The organism is Rhizobium sp. 1399 (assembly GCF_031455475.1).
Taxonomy (GTDB): domain Bacteria; phylum Pseudomonadota; class Alphaproteobacteria; order Rhizobiales; family Rhizobiaceae; genus Rhizobium.
The window spans coordinates 874864-889638 of the sequence record NZ_JAVDSU010000002.1 but is presented as its reverse complement, the minus strand read 5'-3'; the positions used below and the strand labels follow the sequence as shown (position 1 = coordinate 889638).

14 protein-coding genes are annotated in these 14775 nt (G+C 61.2%); 1 reads left to right on the top strand and 13 read right to left on the bottom strand.

Annotation, left to right across the window (positions count from 1 at the left end; all coding sequences use genetic code 11):
- Positions 1-58: 58 nt before the first annotated feature.
- The 13 genes from J2X71_RS10190 to J2X71_RS10130 form a co-directional block, all read right to left on the bottom strand.
- Entirely contained in the window at positions 59-1396 is a 1338-nt protein-coding gene (locus J2X71_RS10190; RefSeq protein WP_310381853.1) for an NAD(P)/FAD-dependent oxidoreductase, read from the bottom strand.
- Between the two features lie 83 nt (positions 1397-1479).
- Positions 1480-2520, bottom strand: a complete 1041-nt coding sequence (locus tag J2X71_RS10185; RefSeq protein ID WP_310381850.1) for a DUF3445 domain-containing protein — start codon at positions 2518-2520, stop codon at positions 1480-1482.
- 20 nt (positions 2521-2540) lie between these two features.
- Complete coding sequence (locus tag J2X71_RS10180; RefSeq protein ID WP_310381848.1) at positions 2541-3506, bottom strand: PDR/VanB family oxidoreductase; 966 nt, start codon at positions 3504-3506, stop codon at positions 2541-2543.
- Complete coding sequence (locus J2X71_RS10175; RefSeq protein ID WP_310381846.1) at positions 3503-4108, bottom strand: dimethylamine monooxygenase subunit DmmA family protein; 606 nt, start codon at positions 4106-4108, stop codon at positions 3503-3505. The genes J2X71_RS10180 and J2X71_RS10175 overlap by 4 nt, the downstream gene beginning before the upstream one ends.
- An 11-nt stretch (positions 4109-4119) precedes the next feature.
- Positions 4120-5253 carry an aminomethyltransferase family protein gene (locus tag J2X71_RS10170; RefSeq protein ID WP_310381844.1) on the bottom strand — a complete coding sequence of 378 codons (1134 nt, stop codon included), beginning with the start codon at positions 5251-5253 and terminating at the stop codon, positions 4120-4122.
- Between the two features lie 114 nt (positions 5254-5367).
- Positions 5368-6267 (bottom strand): bifunctional methylenetetrahydrofolate dehydrogenase/methenyltetrahydrofolate cyclohydrolase FolD, encoded by a 900-nt coding sequence (gene folD / locus J2X71_RS10165; protein WP_310381841.1) that lies wholly within the window; start codon positions 6265-6267, stop codon positions 5368-5370.
- A 3-nt stretch (positions 6268-6270) separates the two neighbouring features.
- Positions 6271-7155, bottom strand: coding sequence for a formyltetrahydrofolate deformylase (gene purU / locus J2X71_RS10160; RefSeq protein WP_310381839.1), 885 nt, complete (start codon positions 7153-7155; stop codon positions 6271-6273).
- 102 nt (positions 7156-7257) lie between these two features.
- Entirely contained in the window at positions 7258-8565 is a 1308-nt protein-coding gene (glnT, locus tag J2X71_RS10155; RefSeq protein ID WP_310381836.1) for a type III glutamate--ammonia ligase, read from the bottom strand.
- An 80-nt stretch (positions 8566-8645) separates the two neighbouring features.
- Positions 8646-9974: an FMN-binding glutamate synthase family protein gene (locus tag J2X71_RS10150; RefSeq protein ID WP_310381834.1), complete on the bottom strand. Its 1329-nt coding sequence runs from the start codon at positions 9972-9974 to the stop codon at positions 8646-8648.
- A gap of 18 nt (positions 9975-9992) precedes the next feature.
- A complete protein-coding gene (locus J2X71_RS10145) occupies positions 9993-10679 on the bottom strand; it encodes a GXGXG domain-containing protein (RefSeq protein WP_310381832.1) in 687 nt (228 codons plus the stop codon).
- A gap of 54 nt (positions 10680-10733) precedes the next feature.
- Positions 10734-11630 carry a glutamine amidotransferase family protein gene (locus tag J2X71_RS10140; protein ID WP_310381829.1) on the bottom strand — a complete coding sequence of 299 codons (897 nt, stop codon included), beginning with the start codon at positions 11628-11630 and terminating at the stop codon, positions 10734-10736.
- Between the two features lie 90 nt (positions 11631-11720).
- Positions 11721-12404: a helix-turn-helix domain-containing protein gene (locus tag J2X71_RS10135; RefSeq protein WP_025668617.1), complete on the bottom strand. Its 684-nt coding sequence runs from the start codon at positions 12402-12404 to the stop codon at positions 11721-11723.
- 72 nt (positions 12405-12476) lie between these two features.
- Positions 12477-13436, bottom strand: a complete 960-nt coding sequence (locus J2X71_RS10130; protein WP_310381824.1) for a GlxA family transcriptional regulator — start codon at positions 13434-13436, stop codon at positions 12477-12479.
- A gap of 88 nt (positions 13437-13524) precedes the next feature.
- Here J2X71_RS10130 and J2X71_RS10125 point away from each other — a divergent pair, with 88 nt between their 5' ends.
- Positions 13525-14775, top strand: coding sequence for a sarcosine oxidase subunit beta family protein (locus tag J2X71_RS10125; RefSeq protein ID WP_310381822.1), 1251 nt, complete (start codon positions 13525-13527; stop codon positions 14773-14775).

Genomic DNA, 14775 nt, shown 5'->3' with positions numbered 1-14775 from the left:
CGCCGGAAAGGGCCGCGACGGACGACCCTTTCTCGGTTACGCGGGAGCCTGGGAAAGATCAGTTGCGCAGATATTCCTCCATGGAATCGTCGAGCGCCTTGACCCAGGGCGTGTGGTGCGTCGGCGACATGTTACCGGTCATCAGCGAACGATAGGCGTGATCGCGGAAGCCCATGATATTTTCCGCCTTGTGGTGCTCCCACTCCATGAAGGTCTTGTTGGTCCCCTCGATGTCGAAGCTCGGATAGTCGGTTTCGGCAAGCAGTTCCTTCACGTAGTCACCCTGGTACCAGATCATCTGCTCGGCATCCTCGAGCGTCTCCTCGCGGGCCCGCCAGATGTCGAAATTCGCCTTCAGTTCCTCTTCCGGCGGCAGGGTGATGCGACCCATCATCACGTCGCGTGCCCACCAGGCCTGCACGTCGAACATGTTGAAGGTGTAGAACTGGTCCTGCATGCCGATATAGAAAAGCTGCGGGTTCCTGTCGAAGATCACACCCTTGTAGAGATGGTCGGCCCAGAGGCGGTTGGCGGTCTTGAGCCTCAATTCGTCAGGCAGGAAGGGGAAGTGATGCTGGTATCCCGTGCACAGGATCAGCGCATCTACTTCCTTCGTTGAACCGTCGAGGAAATGGGCGGTGCGGTTTTCGAGCCTGGTGAGCAGCGGCCGTTCTTCGAAATTATCCGGCCAGTTGAACCCCATCGGCTTCGACCGATAGCTCGTGGTGACCGACTTGGCGCCGTATTTCCAGCATTGCGAGCCGATATCCTCGGCCGAGTAGCTGCGGCCGACGATGAGGATATCCTTGCCCTTGAATTCCAGCGCATCGCGGAAGTCGTGGGCATGCAGTACACGTCCATTGAAGGTTTTCACTCCCTCGAAATAGGGCACGTTCGGTGTCGAGAAGTGGCCGCTCGCCACCACGACATAGTCGAATTCCTCGTCGTACATCTGATCCTCGACGCGGTTATGCGCCGTCACCGTGAATTTCTTCGTGGCATCATCGAAACGCACCATGCGCACCGGTGTATTGAAGCGCACCCAATGGCGGACATTCGCCTTTTCGACGCGGCCCTTGATATAGTCCCAGAGCACGGCGCGCGGCGGATAGGAGGCGATCGGCTTTCCGAAATGCTCCTCGAAGGAATAGTCGGCGAATTCCAGGCATTCCTTCGGTCCGTTCGACCAGAGATAACGATACATGCTGCCGTGAACCGGCTCGCCATATTCGTCAAGCCCGGTGCGCCAGGTATAGTTCCAAAGCCCGCCCCAGTCGGACTGCTTTTCGAAGCAGACGATCTCCGGGATTTCGGCGCCCTTCTGGGCGGCCGATTGAAAGGCGCGCAACTGCGCCAACCCGGAAGGACCGGCACCGATGACGGCTACTCTTGTCATGAAGCATTCCCCTCTTGATTATATTTCATTGCTTATTTCGCGCGTCTGAGAAGACGCACGGCGCTGGTGCGCATCGCTGCGCCTCAGTCCGGATAAATGCCGGGGCTGGTCGGCGCCCCATCGTCGTATTTGGAAAGCCAGTCGATCGTCGTCTCGCGGAAGCGGGTGAGGCCCTTGTAGTCGATAAGCTCCGGCGGCAGCGTCTTCAGCACGCGCGGGAAGCGCCGCGCCCATTTCGGCACGGTGACGAGTTCTTCCATGTTCATCAGGTAGCAGCGGATGACGAAGAGGATGGCGTTGGAGCGCGGCAGGCGCCAGAGGCTTTGCAGCTCGACGCGCAGATGCACCTTCTTGCCAACATTGTCAGGCGTCACCGTCGTGCGGTCGGGACCCCATTTGTGATAATTCTCAGGACTGGTGTCGAGCCGCGGATTGATCGTCATCGTCCAGTTGAAGCGCCGGGTCGGCTTGCCCTGCTGCAGGTTCAGCAGGAATTTCAGCGCGCGATCGAAGACGCCGATCTGGTGGGCGAGCGGCACCGGTCCATGCCATTCCATGAAGTTCATGCCGAGGTCGAAATCGAGCGACCAGTCGGCCTGCGTCGTCACCATGCCGGCATCCATCCAGAGATTGCCGTCGCGCTGATCGACGATGCAGAAATCGCCCTGGGCCTGGCGGGTGATATATTCGAAGGGCTCGCAGGGCAGCGTCGAGGCATCGCCGAAGGTGAAGCTGTCGTCGATGCCGAGCGGGCGGTTGACCCAGCGCCAATGGTCGCCGTTGCGGATCAGCGTGAAGTGGTCAGGATAACCCGCCGCCTGCTCTTCCATCAGCAGTTCGAGCGTGTCCCACTGCGCGCTCATCATGTGCGGCAGAGCCTGATAGCGCAGCGGGTCTTCCTTCAACACCAGCGCGCGATCGCGCATCTCGGCGACATAGTGCTCGTCGACGTCGATCAGGTTTTCGTAAACGGTGTCTGCCCGGCCGCGCACATGCGGCTCCATATTGACGGAATACATGTATTCGTCGCGGTCGAAGGGAAACGGGAAGCGACGGATGTTCCCAGGGCTGTTCCGATAGCTGAAATCGTCCCGGAACGTTTCCTGCTTGAAGGCGATTGCCATGTCCGGTCTCCTTTTTACCGTCAAAGATCGAGATGCAGCGTGTTTCCCTCGAAGCGGGAAACACAGATCATCACCTTGCGGCCGGATGCTTTTTCTTCGCTCGTCAGATAGACGTCATTGTGCAGCAGCTTGCCATCGCAGGTGACGACCCCGGTCTCGCATTGACCGCAGGCCCCGCCACGACAGAGGAAGGGCGCGTCGACGCCCGCCGCCTCGATCGCCTCCAGCATGCTTTCGTGATGGCCGACCTTCACGGTCTTGCCGGATCGCAGCAGTTCTATCGCGAAGGGCTTACCGGGCAGCGACGACAGGAACCGTTCCGAATGCAGGTTCTGTTCCGGCCAGCCGGAATTCAGCCCTGTCTTCAGCACGCCGTCGATCATGCCTGTGGGGCCGCAGACATAAAGATGCGTGCCGAGCGGCTGGCTGTCGAGCAGCCGTGTCAGAGGAATGGCGCCGCCTTCGGAGTCGCAATAGATCTTGATGCGATGCGGACCGTAGCGCTCCAGCAGTTCCCGCCAGTAGGCGCCGCGGTCCCGCGTGCGGATGGCGTAATGCAGTTCGAAATTTGCGCCTTCGCGGGAAAACTGCTCCATCATCGCAATGAAGGGCGTAATGCCGATGCCGCCGGCAATCAGAAGATGCTTGCGCCCGCGCCAATCCGGTTGGAACAGGTTGACGGGGTAGCTGACCTTCAGCTCGTCGCCTTCGCGGACCTTCTCATGCATGAAGGTGGAGCCGCCGCGCGAATCCTCGACGTGCAGCACGCTGATCTCATAGGCGGCGCAATCATGCGGCGGCGACATCAGCGAATAGGCGTTGCGGCGCATATGGCCGCCATCGTTCATCGAGACGATGACATGGGCGCCGCCGGAGAAATAAGGCATCGGCTTGCCGTCCAGCCGCTCGAAGCGGAAGCGCTTGACGCGCTCGGCGATCGAGGTGATCCGCGCCACGCGGACGGGAATTTCTGTACCACCGCTCAAAGGAACAACTCCTCCGGATTGGGCGCGCTGCCGGGCTCTTCCGCATCGATATTGACGCCCTGGAAGGAGGCGAGCCGGCGCGAATAATGGTCACGCACGAGAAGCGTCAGCCCGCAATGGCTGCAGGCAAAGGGGCTGACGGTGACGTCGTCGGTGATGCCTTTGCAATGGACACATTGCACGCGCCTAGCCAGCGAGCCGCGATGCTCGGTGATGATGGAGGCATGGTCCATGCCGTATTCGAGCGCCACCAGCATCGCCTGGCCGATGAAACCTTCCGTCCCCGAAATATAAAGCCGCGTGCCCATATGGGCGGTGGCGAGCGAACCCTTCAACCGAAAGAGCAGCGTCGCGATCGTCGGGGCCGTGAAGAACATGTCGGCGCCGAGATGGCGCAGCGCCTCGTCCAGGCCGGACCCTTGGGAGCCGCGGGCGACATAGAGGATCTCGCTGCGGGAAAGGGCTGCCTCGTCAAGCACCGGCTGCTGGTCGAGGAGAGCCTTGGCGCCCTCCCCTTCGAGCGCGAAAATGTGCCGCCGGGCGTGCGGCTGGATGGTCAGGCCCTTGTAGACTGGTCGGCTCTTGATGCCTGCAACGAGCATTCGCGTGCTCCTTAACCTATGGCAGTCCTCTTCTTCTTCTCTGGATCGTCGAAGGGCAGCGTATGGGCGATCGCGCTGGTCTTCAGGGTCTTGCCGCGCACTTCGAGCTTCGTGCCGTGCGCAGCCTTGTCGACGTCGAGGCGGGCGATCGCCATCGACTTCTTCGTCAACGCAGAATAGCTCGGGCAGGTGATCACGCCGACCTTCTTTCCGTCGGCGTAGACTTCGTCGCCGAGATCGGCCGGACCGTCCGCGTCGATCAGCATGCCGAAGATCTTGAACCGTTCCTTGCCCTTCAGCCGCGCATGTTCCTCCGCACCACGGAAGCCGGTCTTGCCGGGGCTGACCGTGAAATCGAGGCCGAGCTCCCACAGGCTGTCGCCGGGCGGCTGGTCGGCAAAGGGATACATCTGCGAGTTATCGTAAGGATAGAAGAGCAGGTAGCTCTCGACGCGCAGCATGTCGAGAACGGAGAAGCAGCAGGGAATGATGCCCATCTCCTTGCCTTCCTCGACGATCCGGTCCCAGACCATGACGGCGTCCTGGCCGCGCACGAAGATCTCGTAGCCGCGCTCGCCAGTATAGCCGGTGCGCGAGATCATGACCGGCGCACCAAACAGGGTCGTCTGCATGTGATGGAAATATTTGAGGTCGCGGATGCCGGGCACATATTTGGCGAGGTAATCGACCGCCAACGGCCCCTGCAGCGACAGGTCATGCAGGTCGTCGTCGAAGAGCACGGCGCAATTGCGGCCTGCCGCCTGCTTGACGAGTTCCTGATGGCCGGAGCCTGAGCCGTGTACCAGCATCCAGGAATTTGGGCCGGTGCGGTAGACGATGCAATCGTCGGTGAAATGGCCGCGGTCGTTCAGCATGGTCGCGTAGACCGAGCGGCCGGGATAGATCTTCGTCATGTCGCGGGTGGTGATATAGTCGAGCACGGCGATCGCATGCGGGCCGACCAGATGCACCTTCTTCAGGCCCGAGACATCCATGATGCCGGCCTTGGTGCGGACCGCGACATGCTCGTCTGACATGTTCTTGTCGTAAGTCCAGGCGGTTCCCATGCCGCTCCAGTCCTCGAGCTTCGATCCCAGAGCGCGATGCCGATCCGCCAAGGCGGAGAAACGCCAAGATAATGCCATTTCCGTTCCCTCTTGTTTCCTCTACGGAATATTTATTTCCTGACTATATTCGTCTTTCACGCTGTGGCAAGCCGATCCCGGTGATTTTTGTCGGCTGTCTCAATGGCACTTTCCTTAGAATATCGGCGGCGTCAGCCCTGCCGAACGATGGGCGGCAATCACGGTATTGGCCATCAGCATGGCGATCGTCATCGGGCCGACGCCACCCGGCACCGGGGTGATGACGGCGGCAACCGGAGAAACTTCCGCAAAGGCGACATCGCCGACGAGACGGGTCTTGCCCTCGCCGCGCTCGGGTGCCGCGATGCGGTTGATGCCGACATCGATGACGGTGGCACCGGGCTTGACCCAATCGGCCCTGACCATTTCCGGACGACCGACGGCGGCCACCAGAATATCGGCGTTGCGGCAGACTTCGGCGAGGTTCTTGGTGCGCGAATGGGCAATGGTGACCGTCGCATTGGCATTCAGCAGAAGCTGCGCCATCGGCTTGCCGAACAGGTTGGAGCGGCCGATGACGACGGCATTGAGGCCGGAAAGATCCTCACCATGGGTGCGGCGCACGAAAACCATGGCGCCGGCCGGCGTGCAGGAAACGAGGCCGGTCTTCAGATCGCCGGTCGCAAGTTTACCGGCATTGACGACGCTCAGGCCATCGACATCCTTTTGCGGCAGGATCGACTGGATGATCGGCTCGCTGTCGAGATGTTTCGGCAATGGCAGCTGCACGAGAATGCCATGGATCGACGGATCAGCGTTGAGCGAAGCAACGAGCGCTGCAAGCTCCTCCTGCCTGGTCTCGGCTGGCAGTGTGTGCTGGACGGATTTGAAGCCGCATTCCTTGGCCATGCGGCTCTTGGAGCTGACATAGGTGTGGCTCGCCGGATCGTCGCCGACAATGACGACGGCAAGGCCCGTCTGGACGCCTTTGGCGGCTTCTAGCGCAGCATTTGCCGATTTCACGGTTTCGATTACGGAAGCGGCAACCTGCTTGCCGTCGATGACCTTGACCATGGCTCAGCCCATGCGCTCGGAGGCATAGCTGCCGGGGCTTGCCGGGAAGACGACGGTACGGTTGCCGTTGATGAAGGTACGGTGGTGGATATGGGCGTGGATGGCGCGCGCCAGCACCTGGCTTTCGACATCGCGGCCGATCGAGACATAGTCTTCGGCGCTCTGCGCATGGGTGATGCGGGCCGTGTCCTGCTCGATGATCGGGCCTTCATCAAGGTCGGCTGTCACATAATGCGCCGTGGCGCCGATCAGCTTCACGCCGCGCTCATAGGCCTGCTTATAGGGGTTGGCACCCTTGAAGCTCGGCAGGAAGGAATGGTGGATGTTGATGATCCGGCCCGACATTTTCTGGCACATCTCGTCCGACAGGATCTGCATGTAGCGGGCGAGCACGATCAATTCCGTGCCGGTCTGCTCGGCCACGTCCATGATATGGGCTTCCGCCTGCACCTTGTTGGCCTTAGTGACGGGAATATGGTGGAAGGGAATGTCGTGGTTGACGACGACCTTCTGGTAATCGAAATGATTGGAGACGACGCCGACGATATCGATCGGCAGCGCGCCGATCTTCCAGCGATAGAGCAAGTCGTTGAGACAATGGCCGAAGCGGGACACCATGAGCAGCACCTTCATGCGTTTCTCGCTGTCATGGAAATCATAAGTCATGCCGAAGCGCGTGGCGATGCTGGTGAAGCCGGCGCGGATATCGGCCTCGGAGATGCCTTCTTCGGAAATGAAGGAAACGCGCATGAAGAACTGGCCAGTGTCCAGATCGTCGAATTGCGAGCTGTCGACGATGTTGCAGCCCTGTTCGGCGAGATAACCCGAGATCGCCGCAACGATGCCGCGCGTCGACTTGCAGGATACTGTCAGTACGTAGCTCTTCATGCCATCTCTTCCTTCGTCACTTGAAGCATAGGCCACCAGCCGGGCCGGTGCGTTGATGCTCCGGCCCGTAGGCGCATGATGTCAAAACCTCAACCGGTCGGCTCAGATATCGAGCGTGCTGTCGCGTTCCCACTGGGTGAAATGCGAGCAGAAGGCATTCCATTCTTGGTGCTTGAGCTTGAGATAGGCGGCGGAGAACTCGGTTCCGATCGCAGCCTTCAGACCCTCGTCGGCGTCATAGGCACGCAGCGCATCGAGCAGGTTCAGCGGCAGGCGCGGCGCATCCTTGATCAGATGGCCTTCCGCATACATGTCGATATTGTGATGCGGACCGGGATCTGCCTTGCTGTGCAGCCCGTCAAGACCGGCCGCAATGATGATTGCCTGCAGCAGATAAGGGTTCACCGCGCCGTCGGGCAGGCGCAGTTCGAAGCGGCCGGGGCCTGGCACGCGCACCATGTGGGTGCGGTTGTTGCCGGTCCAGGTTACCGTATTCGGCGACCATGTGGCGCCCGAGGTCGTGCGCGGCGCGTTGATGCGCTTATAGGAATTGACGGTCGGGTTGGTGATCGCGGCAAGCGCCGAGGCGTGTTTCATGATGCCGCCGAGGAAGTGCTTGCCTTCCGCCGACAGGCCGAATTCGGCTGTCCTGTCGGCAAAGACATTGGTCTTGCCGTCATTGTCCCAGACCGAGATATGGCAATGGCAGCCGTTGCCGGTCAGGCCCTTGAAGGGCTTCGGCATGAAAGTGGCGCGAAGCCCGTGCTTTTCGGCGATCGACTTGACCATGAACTTGAAGAACGAATGCTTGTCGGCTGTCTTCAGCGCGTCGTCGAATTCCCAGTTCATCTCGAACTGGCCGTTGGCATCCTCGTGGTCGTTCTGGTAGGCGCCCCAGCCGAGCTCCAGCATATAGTCGCAAATCTCGGCGATGACGTCGTAGCGGCGCATGACGGCCTGCTGGTCGTAGCAGGGCTTTTCAGCCGTGTCGCGGCCATCGGAAATCTGTTCGCCGTCGGCGGTGATCAGGAAGAATTCGGCCTCGACACCGGTCTTGACCCGCTTGCCCGCCGCTTCGGCTTTATTGACAAGCTTCTTCAGCACATTGCGCGGCGCCTGCGCCACGAGTGTGCCCTCCATCATGCAATCGGCGGCTACCCAGGCGACGTCCTTCTTCCAGGGAAGCTGGATGACGGAGGTGGTATCGGGAACGGCAAAGAGGTCGGGATGGGCGGGCGTCATGTCGAGCCAGGTGGCGAACCCGGCAAAACCCGCGCCCTCTTCCTGCATGCCGGCAATGGCCTGCGCCGGCACCAGCTTGGCGCGCTGGCCGGAGAAGAGGTCAGTATAGCTGATCATGAAATATTTGATGCCTTTGTCTTTCGCAAAAGCAGCAAGGTCCAGTGTCATTCTCGTTCCCCTTTGGATTTCTCAGAGACACTTTGGTTATGGATGCGAAGCGGTCGGACTTTTTGCCCGGCCGGTAGAAATCAGTAACCTCCCTTGCCCGGTATCCAGCTCGTTCCCGCGAGCGGTACCTGCGCCATCGCAGAAGCCTCGATCGTCAATGCGCAGAGGTCTTCTGGTTCCAGATTGTGGACATGATTCTTACCGCAGGCGCGCGCGATCGTCTGCGCCTCCAGTGCCATGACCTTGAGGTAATTGGCGAGGCGGCGACCGGCGGTGATCGGATCGACGCGCTTCATCAGTTCCGGATCCTGCGTGGTGATGCCGGCCGGATCCTTGCCTTCGTGCCAGTCGTCATAGGCGGCCGCCGTCGTCTGCAGCGCCTCGTATTCGGCCGCCCAGCGCGGATCATTCTCACCGATGGCGATGAGGGCGGCCGTGCCGATGGACACCGCATCAGCGCCGAGCGCCAGGGCCTTCGCCACGTCGGCGCCATTCCTGATGCCGCCCGAAACGATGAGTTGCACCTTGCGGTGCATGCCGAGATCCTGCAGCGCCTGCACGGCCGGGCGAATGCAGGCGAGCGTCGGCATGCCGACATGCTCGATGAAGACTTCCTGCGTCGCCGCAGTACCGCCCTGCATGCCATCGAGCACGACGACATCGGCGCCGGCCTTCACGGCAAGGGCCGTATCGTAATAAGGGCGCGCACCGCCGACCTTCACATAGATCGGTTTTTCCCAGTTGGTGATCTCGCGCAGTTCGAGGATCTTGATCTCGAGGTCGTCAGGGCCGGTCCAGTCGGGATGACGGCTTGCCGAACGCTGATCGATACCCTTCGGCAGCGTGCGCATCTCGGCGACGCGGTCGGAGATCTTCTGACCGAGCAGCATGCCACCGCCACCGGGCTTGGCACCCTGGCCAACGACGATCTCGATCGCATCGCAGCGGCGCAGATCCCGCGGGTTCATGCCGTAGCGCGACGGCAGGTACTGGTAGACGAGCGTCTCAGAATGCCCGCGCTCTTCCTCCGTCATGCCGCCATCGCCTGTTGTCGTCGAGGTGCCGGCGATCGTAGCACCACGGCCGAGCGCTTCTTTGGCCGGACCGGAGAGCGAGCCGAAGCTCATGCCGGCGATCGTGATCGGGATCTTGAGTTCGATTGGCTTTTTGGCGTAGCGCGAGCCGAGCACGACATTGGTGCCGCACTTCTCGCGGTAGCCTTCGAGCGGATAACGGGAGATCGAGGCGCCGAGGAACAAGAGATCGTCGAAATGCGGCAGCTTGCGCTTGGCGCCGCCGCCGCGGATATCATAGATGCCGGTCGCCGCGGCGCGGCGGATTTCCGACATCGTGTATTCGTCGAAGGTTGCCGAAAGGCGAGGCTTTGTGGGCGGGTTGTGATAGCTCATGGAAGACCTCGATAAAACTCAATAGGCGTCGGCATTGTCGACGTTGAAATTGTAGAGCTTGCGGGACGAACCGTAACGGCTGAACTCCTCCGGCCGCGCATCGGTGATGCCGGCCTTTGCGAGCAGCGCGGCGAGAAGCTCGATATGTTCGCTCCGCATCTCCTTTTCGATACAGTCCGCGCCGAGGCTCTCGACCTTGCCGCGCACGAAAATGCGGGCCTCGTAAAGGGAATCGCCCAGCGCATCGCCGGCGTCGCCGAGCACGACGAGGTTGCCGGCCTGCGCCATGAAGGCGGACATGTGGCCGATATTGCCACGCACGACGATATCGATGCCCTTCATCGAGATGCCGCAGCGCGAAGAGGCATTGCCCTCGATGACGAGCAGGCCGCCGCAGCCGGTGGCGCCCGCATACTGGCTGGCGTCACCCTTGATGGTGATGCGGCCGGACATCATGTTTTCGGCGACACCGGGACCGGCCGAGCCGTGCACGGTGATGACCGCCTCCTCGTTCATGCCACCGCAATAATAGCCGACGCTGCCGTGGATATCGATGCTGACGGGCGCATGCACGCCGGCGGCGACGGCATGATGGCCGCGCGGATTGACGACGTCGAACTGCAGGTCGTTGTCGCCTGACGCCACGTCATGCAGGGCTTGATTGAGGTCACGAAGCGGGGTCACCGCAAGATCGAATGTGGGCATGAAATCGTCCTGAAATGAAATCGAGCCGATGGGATGAAGGCAGAAAAGCTGCTCTCAGCGTTCCCAGAAATAGACGGTCGCAGGCTCCGGCTCCCAGACGCGCGCGGCCTCGATGCCGGGCAGGTTGACGAGCGCGCGGTATTCCGAGCCGAAGGCGACGTAACGGTCGGTCTCGGCCATGACGGCAGGCTTGCAGGCGATCGCATCGCGCACGACGCCGAAGCCGGACTTGGTGCCAACGACGAAGGTGAAGAAACCGTCGAGATCGTCGACGGCACCTTCCAGCGCCTCACCGAGATTCTTGCCCTTGGCCATTTCGGCGGTCAGGTAGGCGGCTGCAACCTCGGTGTCGTTCTCGGTCTCGAAAGTCATGCCTTCGCGCTTCAGTTCACGGCGCAGGTTGTTGTGATTGGAGAGCGAGCCGTTGTGGACGAGGCACTGGTCGGAGCCGGTGGAAAAGGGATGAGCGCCGAGCGTGGTGACTGCCGATTCCGTCGCCATGCGGGTGTGGCCGATGCCATGTGTACCAGCCATGGAATTGACCGCGAAACGGGAAACGACGTCCTTCGGCAGGCCGGTTTCCTTGTAGATCTCGATCGCGTCGCCGCTGCTCATAATACGGATGTCGGAGCGCAGCTCGGCGATGGCGGCACGGCCCTCTTCGAGCATGTCCTTCGGCAGGGTGACGACGGCATGGGTGCTCTTGATGTCGATTGAGACCTCTGTGCCGAGTTCCTTCTCCAGCTCGGCCTGAAAACCAGAGAAATCCTTCTTCGGCTTGGCGGACTGGACGGTGATCTTCGCGCTATTGCCGCTGCTTGCGCCATAGATGGCAATGCCGGCGCTATCAGGCCCGCGGTCCGTCATCGTCACCAGCATGGACGACAGCATCGCGCCGAGCTCCGGCTCGAGGCTTTTATCCTTCAGGAAGAGACCCACAATTCCGCACATGACAGACCCTCCATTTCGCGTCTGCAAAATGACTATCAGGTCTGTTTTGGGTTTTCAACCTGCAGGAATATTTTTTTCTTTTAAGGCAAGTCAGTCATTCTTGCCGCGTTGCGGATAGCTGATGATGGAGAGATATCGGCTCGGCAATTTCACAAGTTTTTCCGGTCCGTGCGGCGCATCGGCATCGAAAAACAGGCTGTCGCCCGGCTGCATCGGGAAAAGCTGGTCGCCATGGCGATAGACGACCTCTCCGTCCAGCATGTAGATCAGCTCCATGCCCTCATGCTGGAAGGTCGGAAAGACATCCGAATCGGTCGTCAGCGTGATGAGGTAGGGCTCGACGATCACGCCGCTGCTGTTGTTGTCGATATGGCCGAGCAGATTATACTGATGGCCGGCGCGCGTGCCGCGGCGCTCAAGCTCGATACCCTGCCCCGCCTTGACGAAGACGGCGTTGCGCGGCTCCTCGTAACGGCGAAAAAAGGCTGTCAACGGCACGCCGAGAGCGCGCGAGAGCGATTGCAAGGTCGTCAGCGATGGCGAGATATTGCCGTTCTCGATCTTCGACAGCATGCCGAGCGAAATGCCGGTCGCGGCGGCAAGGTCGGTCACGGTAATGCCGAGCTTCTTGCGATAGGCGCGAACTTCATGGCCGATCGCCATTTCGAGATTGTTTTCCTTCGGCTCGCGCACCGCGTGCGGGTTCTGGGACAGGGCCTGACGAACCGCATGGGCATGCTCCTGGCTCGACGTTTCATCCAGCTTGATCTTCATTCACGGTCCTTCGCGCACTCTCTCTGCAAGTATCCTATCGTCAGAGTGAAATCTTCTCAACCCTGAAGAAAGTCAGAGCTTGCGGCTTGAACTCGGATTGGTGCCGTAGAGGCCGCGAAAGAGGCGTGAAAAATGCGCGGCGCCGGAAAAACCTGTCGCAATGGCGATCTCGGAGATCGACAGCGGGCTCTGCTCAAGGAGCCTTCGGGCGTGCTGCAGCCTGATGCGTCTGTATTGCTCGAGGAAGGTCGTATCGAGGTGAGCGGCGAACAGACGGTCGAGATGGCGCGGCGTCACCCCGGCAATGCGAGCCATGGCTGCACGGTTGAGCGGCATCTCGATGGTTTCCTCCATCTTCTCCAGGACGCTCAGCAGACCCGGATGGTGCGCGCCGTAGCGCTCGGCAAGGGAAGCGCGCTGCGGCGCTGTCGGCTGACCGACCTCCGTATGCAGGAACCAGTCGCTGACCCGACGGGCGAAATCCGGTCCCATGCGCTCGGCAATCAGCGCATGCATCATGTCGAGCGGCGCAATGCCGCCGCCGCAGGTAATGCGGTTGCCGTCGACGACGAAACGCGCCTGGCGCGGCGACAGGTCGGGAAAGGCTTCGAGAAGCGTCGGCGCATGCTCCCAATGGATTGTAAAGTCACGGCCTGTCAGCAGCCCGGCCGCGGCCAGCAGATAGGGCCCCCCCGAAATGCCGCCGATGCGCACGCCTTCGCGCGCGAGCTGCCGTATGCAGGAAAGCACGGCCGGATAGTGCCAGTCGCGCGGCGAACCACCTGCGCAGACAAAGACAGTGCCGAGCCCAAAACCGCGACCCGGAAGCGGCGCGGCCGGAACCGGTACGCCACCGGAAGACGACACTGCCCCGCCTTCCGGCGAAAAGCATGAGATACGGTAGATTTCCCGCCCGGCGAGCAGGTTGGCGGCTCGCAGCGGCTCGCTCGCCGAGGCATAGGACATCAGGGCAAATCCCGGCAGAAGAATGAAGCCGATGGAATGCAGGTTTTTTGCTTCGATAGACGCCATGTCCCTTTCTTATCGATAAATGTCCCAAACAGGCAAGTCACGCCTCGCCTTTCTGGCATCATGGCATCAGCTCCCACCGGATCTATCCATGCGCTATTCCGCTCTTTCCATCTTCTTAAACGGGCTTCGCGGCAACAATGGCTGGGCGCCTGCCTGGCGCCAGCCTTCGCCGAAGCCGCATTATGATGTGATCATCGTGGGCGGCGGCGGCCATGGCCTTTCGACGGCCTATTATCTCGCCAAGACGTTCGGCATCACCAATGTCGCCGTGCTGGAGAAGGGTTATCTCGGCTCCGGCAATATCGGCCGCAACACGACGATCATCCGCTCCAACTACCTGCTGCCCGGCAACAACCCCTTCTACGAGTTGTCGATGAAGCTCTGGGAAGGGCTGGAACAGGATTTCAACTTCAACGCCATGGTTTCGCAGCGCGGCGTGCTGAACCTCTTCCATTCCGATGCGCAGCGCGATGCCTATACAAGGCGTGGCAATGCCATGCGCCTGCACGGCGTCGATGCAGAGCTCCTCGACCGGGCTGCGGTCCGCAAGATGCTGCCCTTCCTCGATTTCGACAATGCCCGCTTCCCCGTCATGGGCGGCCTGCGCCAGCCGCGCGGCGGCACGGTGCGCCACGATGCGGTCGCCTGGGGCTATGCCCGCGGCGCCGACAGCCGCGGCGTCGACATCATCACCCATTGCGAGGTCACAGGCATTCGCAGCGAGAATGGCAGAGTGACAGGCGTCGACACCACCAGGGGCTTCATCGGCTGCGGTAAGCTGGCGCTCGCTGCCGCGGGCAATTCCACCGTCGTCGCCGACATGGCGGGCCTGCGCCTGCCGATCGAGAGCCATGTGCTGCAGGCCTTCGTCACCGAGGGGTTGAAACCGTTCATCGATACCGTCGTCACCTTCGGCGCAGGCCATTTCTATGTTTCGCAGTCGGACAAGGGCGGCCTCGTCTTCGGCGGTGATATCGACGGCTACAATTCCTATGCCCAGCGCGGTAATCTTGCGACCGTCGAACATGTCGCCGAAGCAGGCGTGGCAATGATCCCCTCGCTGACGCGGGTCAGATACCTGCGAACCTGGGGCGGTGTCATGGACATGAGCATGGACGGCTCGCCGATCATCGACCGAACCCATATCGACAATCTCTATCTGAATGCCGGCTGGTGCTACGGCGGCTTCAAGGCGACACCCGCCTCCGGCTATTGCTACGCCCATCTGATCACCCGCAACGAGCCGCACGAGACGGCGCGCGAGCTGCGCCTCGACCGTTTCCGGCGCGGCTATCAGATCGATGAAAAGGGCGTCGGCGCCCAGCCCAACCTGCATTGA

What these genes read in the sequence shown, in the direction of transcription:
- J2X71_RS10145 (WP_310381832.1), bottom strand. Translation starts at nt 10,679, where the DNA reads ATGCCCACATTCGATCTTGCGGTGACCCCGCTTCGTGACCTCAATCAA.
- J2X71_RS10175 (WP_310381846.1), bottom strand. Translation starts at nt 4,108, where the DNA reads ATGCTCGTTGCAGGCATCAAGAGCCGACCAGTCTACAAGGGCCTGACC.
- J2X71_RS10190 (WP_310381853.1), bottom strand. Translation starts at nt 1,396, where the DNA reads ATGACAAGAGTAGCCGTCATCGGTGCCGGTCCTTCCGGGTTGGCGCAG.
- J2X71_RS10170 (WP_310381844.1), bottom strand. Translation starts at nt 5,253, where the DNA reads ATGGCATTATCTTGGCGTTTCTCCGCCTTGGCGGATCGGCATCGCGCT.
- J2X71_RS10135 (WP_025668617.1), bottom strand. Translation starts at nt 12,404, where the DNA reads ATGAAGATCAAGCTGGATGAAACGTCGAGCCAGGAGCATGCCCATGCG.
- J2X71_RS10150 (WP_310381834.1), bottom strand. Translation starts at nt 9,974, where the DNA reads ATGAGCTATCACAACCCGCCCACAAAGCCTCGCCTTTCGGCAACCTTC.
- glnT (WP_310381836.1), bottom strand. Translation starts at nt 8,565, where the DNA reads ATGACACTGGACCTTGCTGCTTTTGCGAAAGACAAAGGCATCAAATAT.
- J2X71_RS10140 (WP_310381829.1), bottom strand. Translation starts at nt 11,630, where the DNA reads ATGTGCGGAATTGTGGGTCTCTTCCTGAAGGATAAAAGCCTCGAGCCG.
- folD (WP_310381841.1), bottom strand. Translation starts at nt 6,267, where the DNA reads ATGGTCAAGGTCATCGACGGCAAGCAGGTTGCCGCTTCCGTAATCGAA.
- J2X71_RS10125 (WP_310381822.1), top strand. Translation starts at nt 13,525, where the DNA reads ATGCGCTATTCCGCTCTTTCCATCTTCTTAAACGGGCTTCGCGGCAAC.
- purU (WP_310381839.1), bottom strand. Translation starts at nt 7,155, where the DNA reads ATGAAGAGCTACGTACTGACAGTATCCTGCAAGTCGACGCGCGGCATC.
- J2X71_RS10185 (WP_310381850.1), bottom strand. Translation starts at nt 2,520, where the DNA reads ATGGCAATCGCCTTCAAGCAGGAAACGTTCCGGGACGATTTCAGCTAT.
- J2X71_RS10130 (WP_310381824.1), bottom strand. Translation starts at nt 13,436, where the DNA reads ATGGCGTCTATCGAAGCAAAAAACCTGCATTCCATCGGCTTCATTCTT.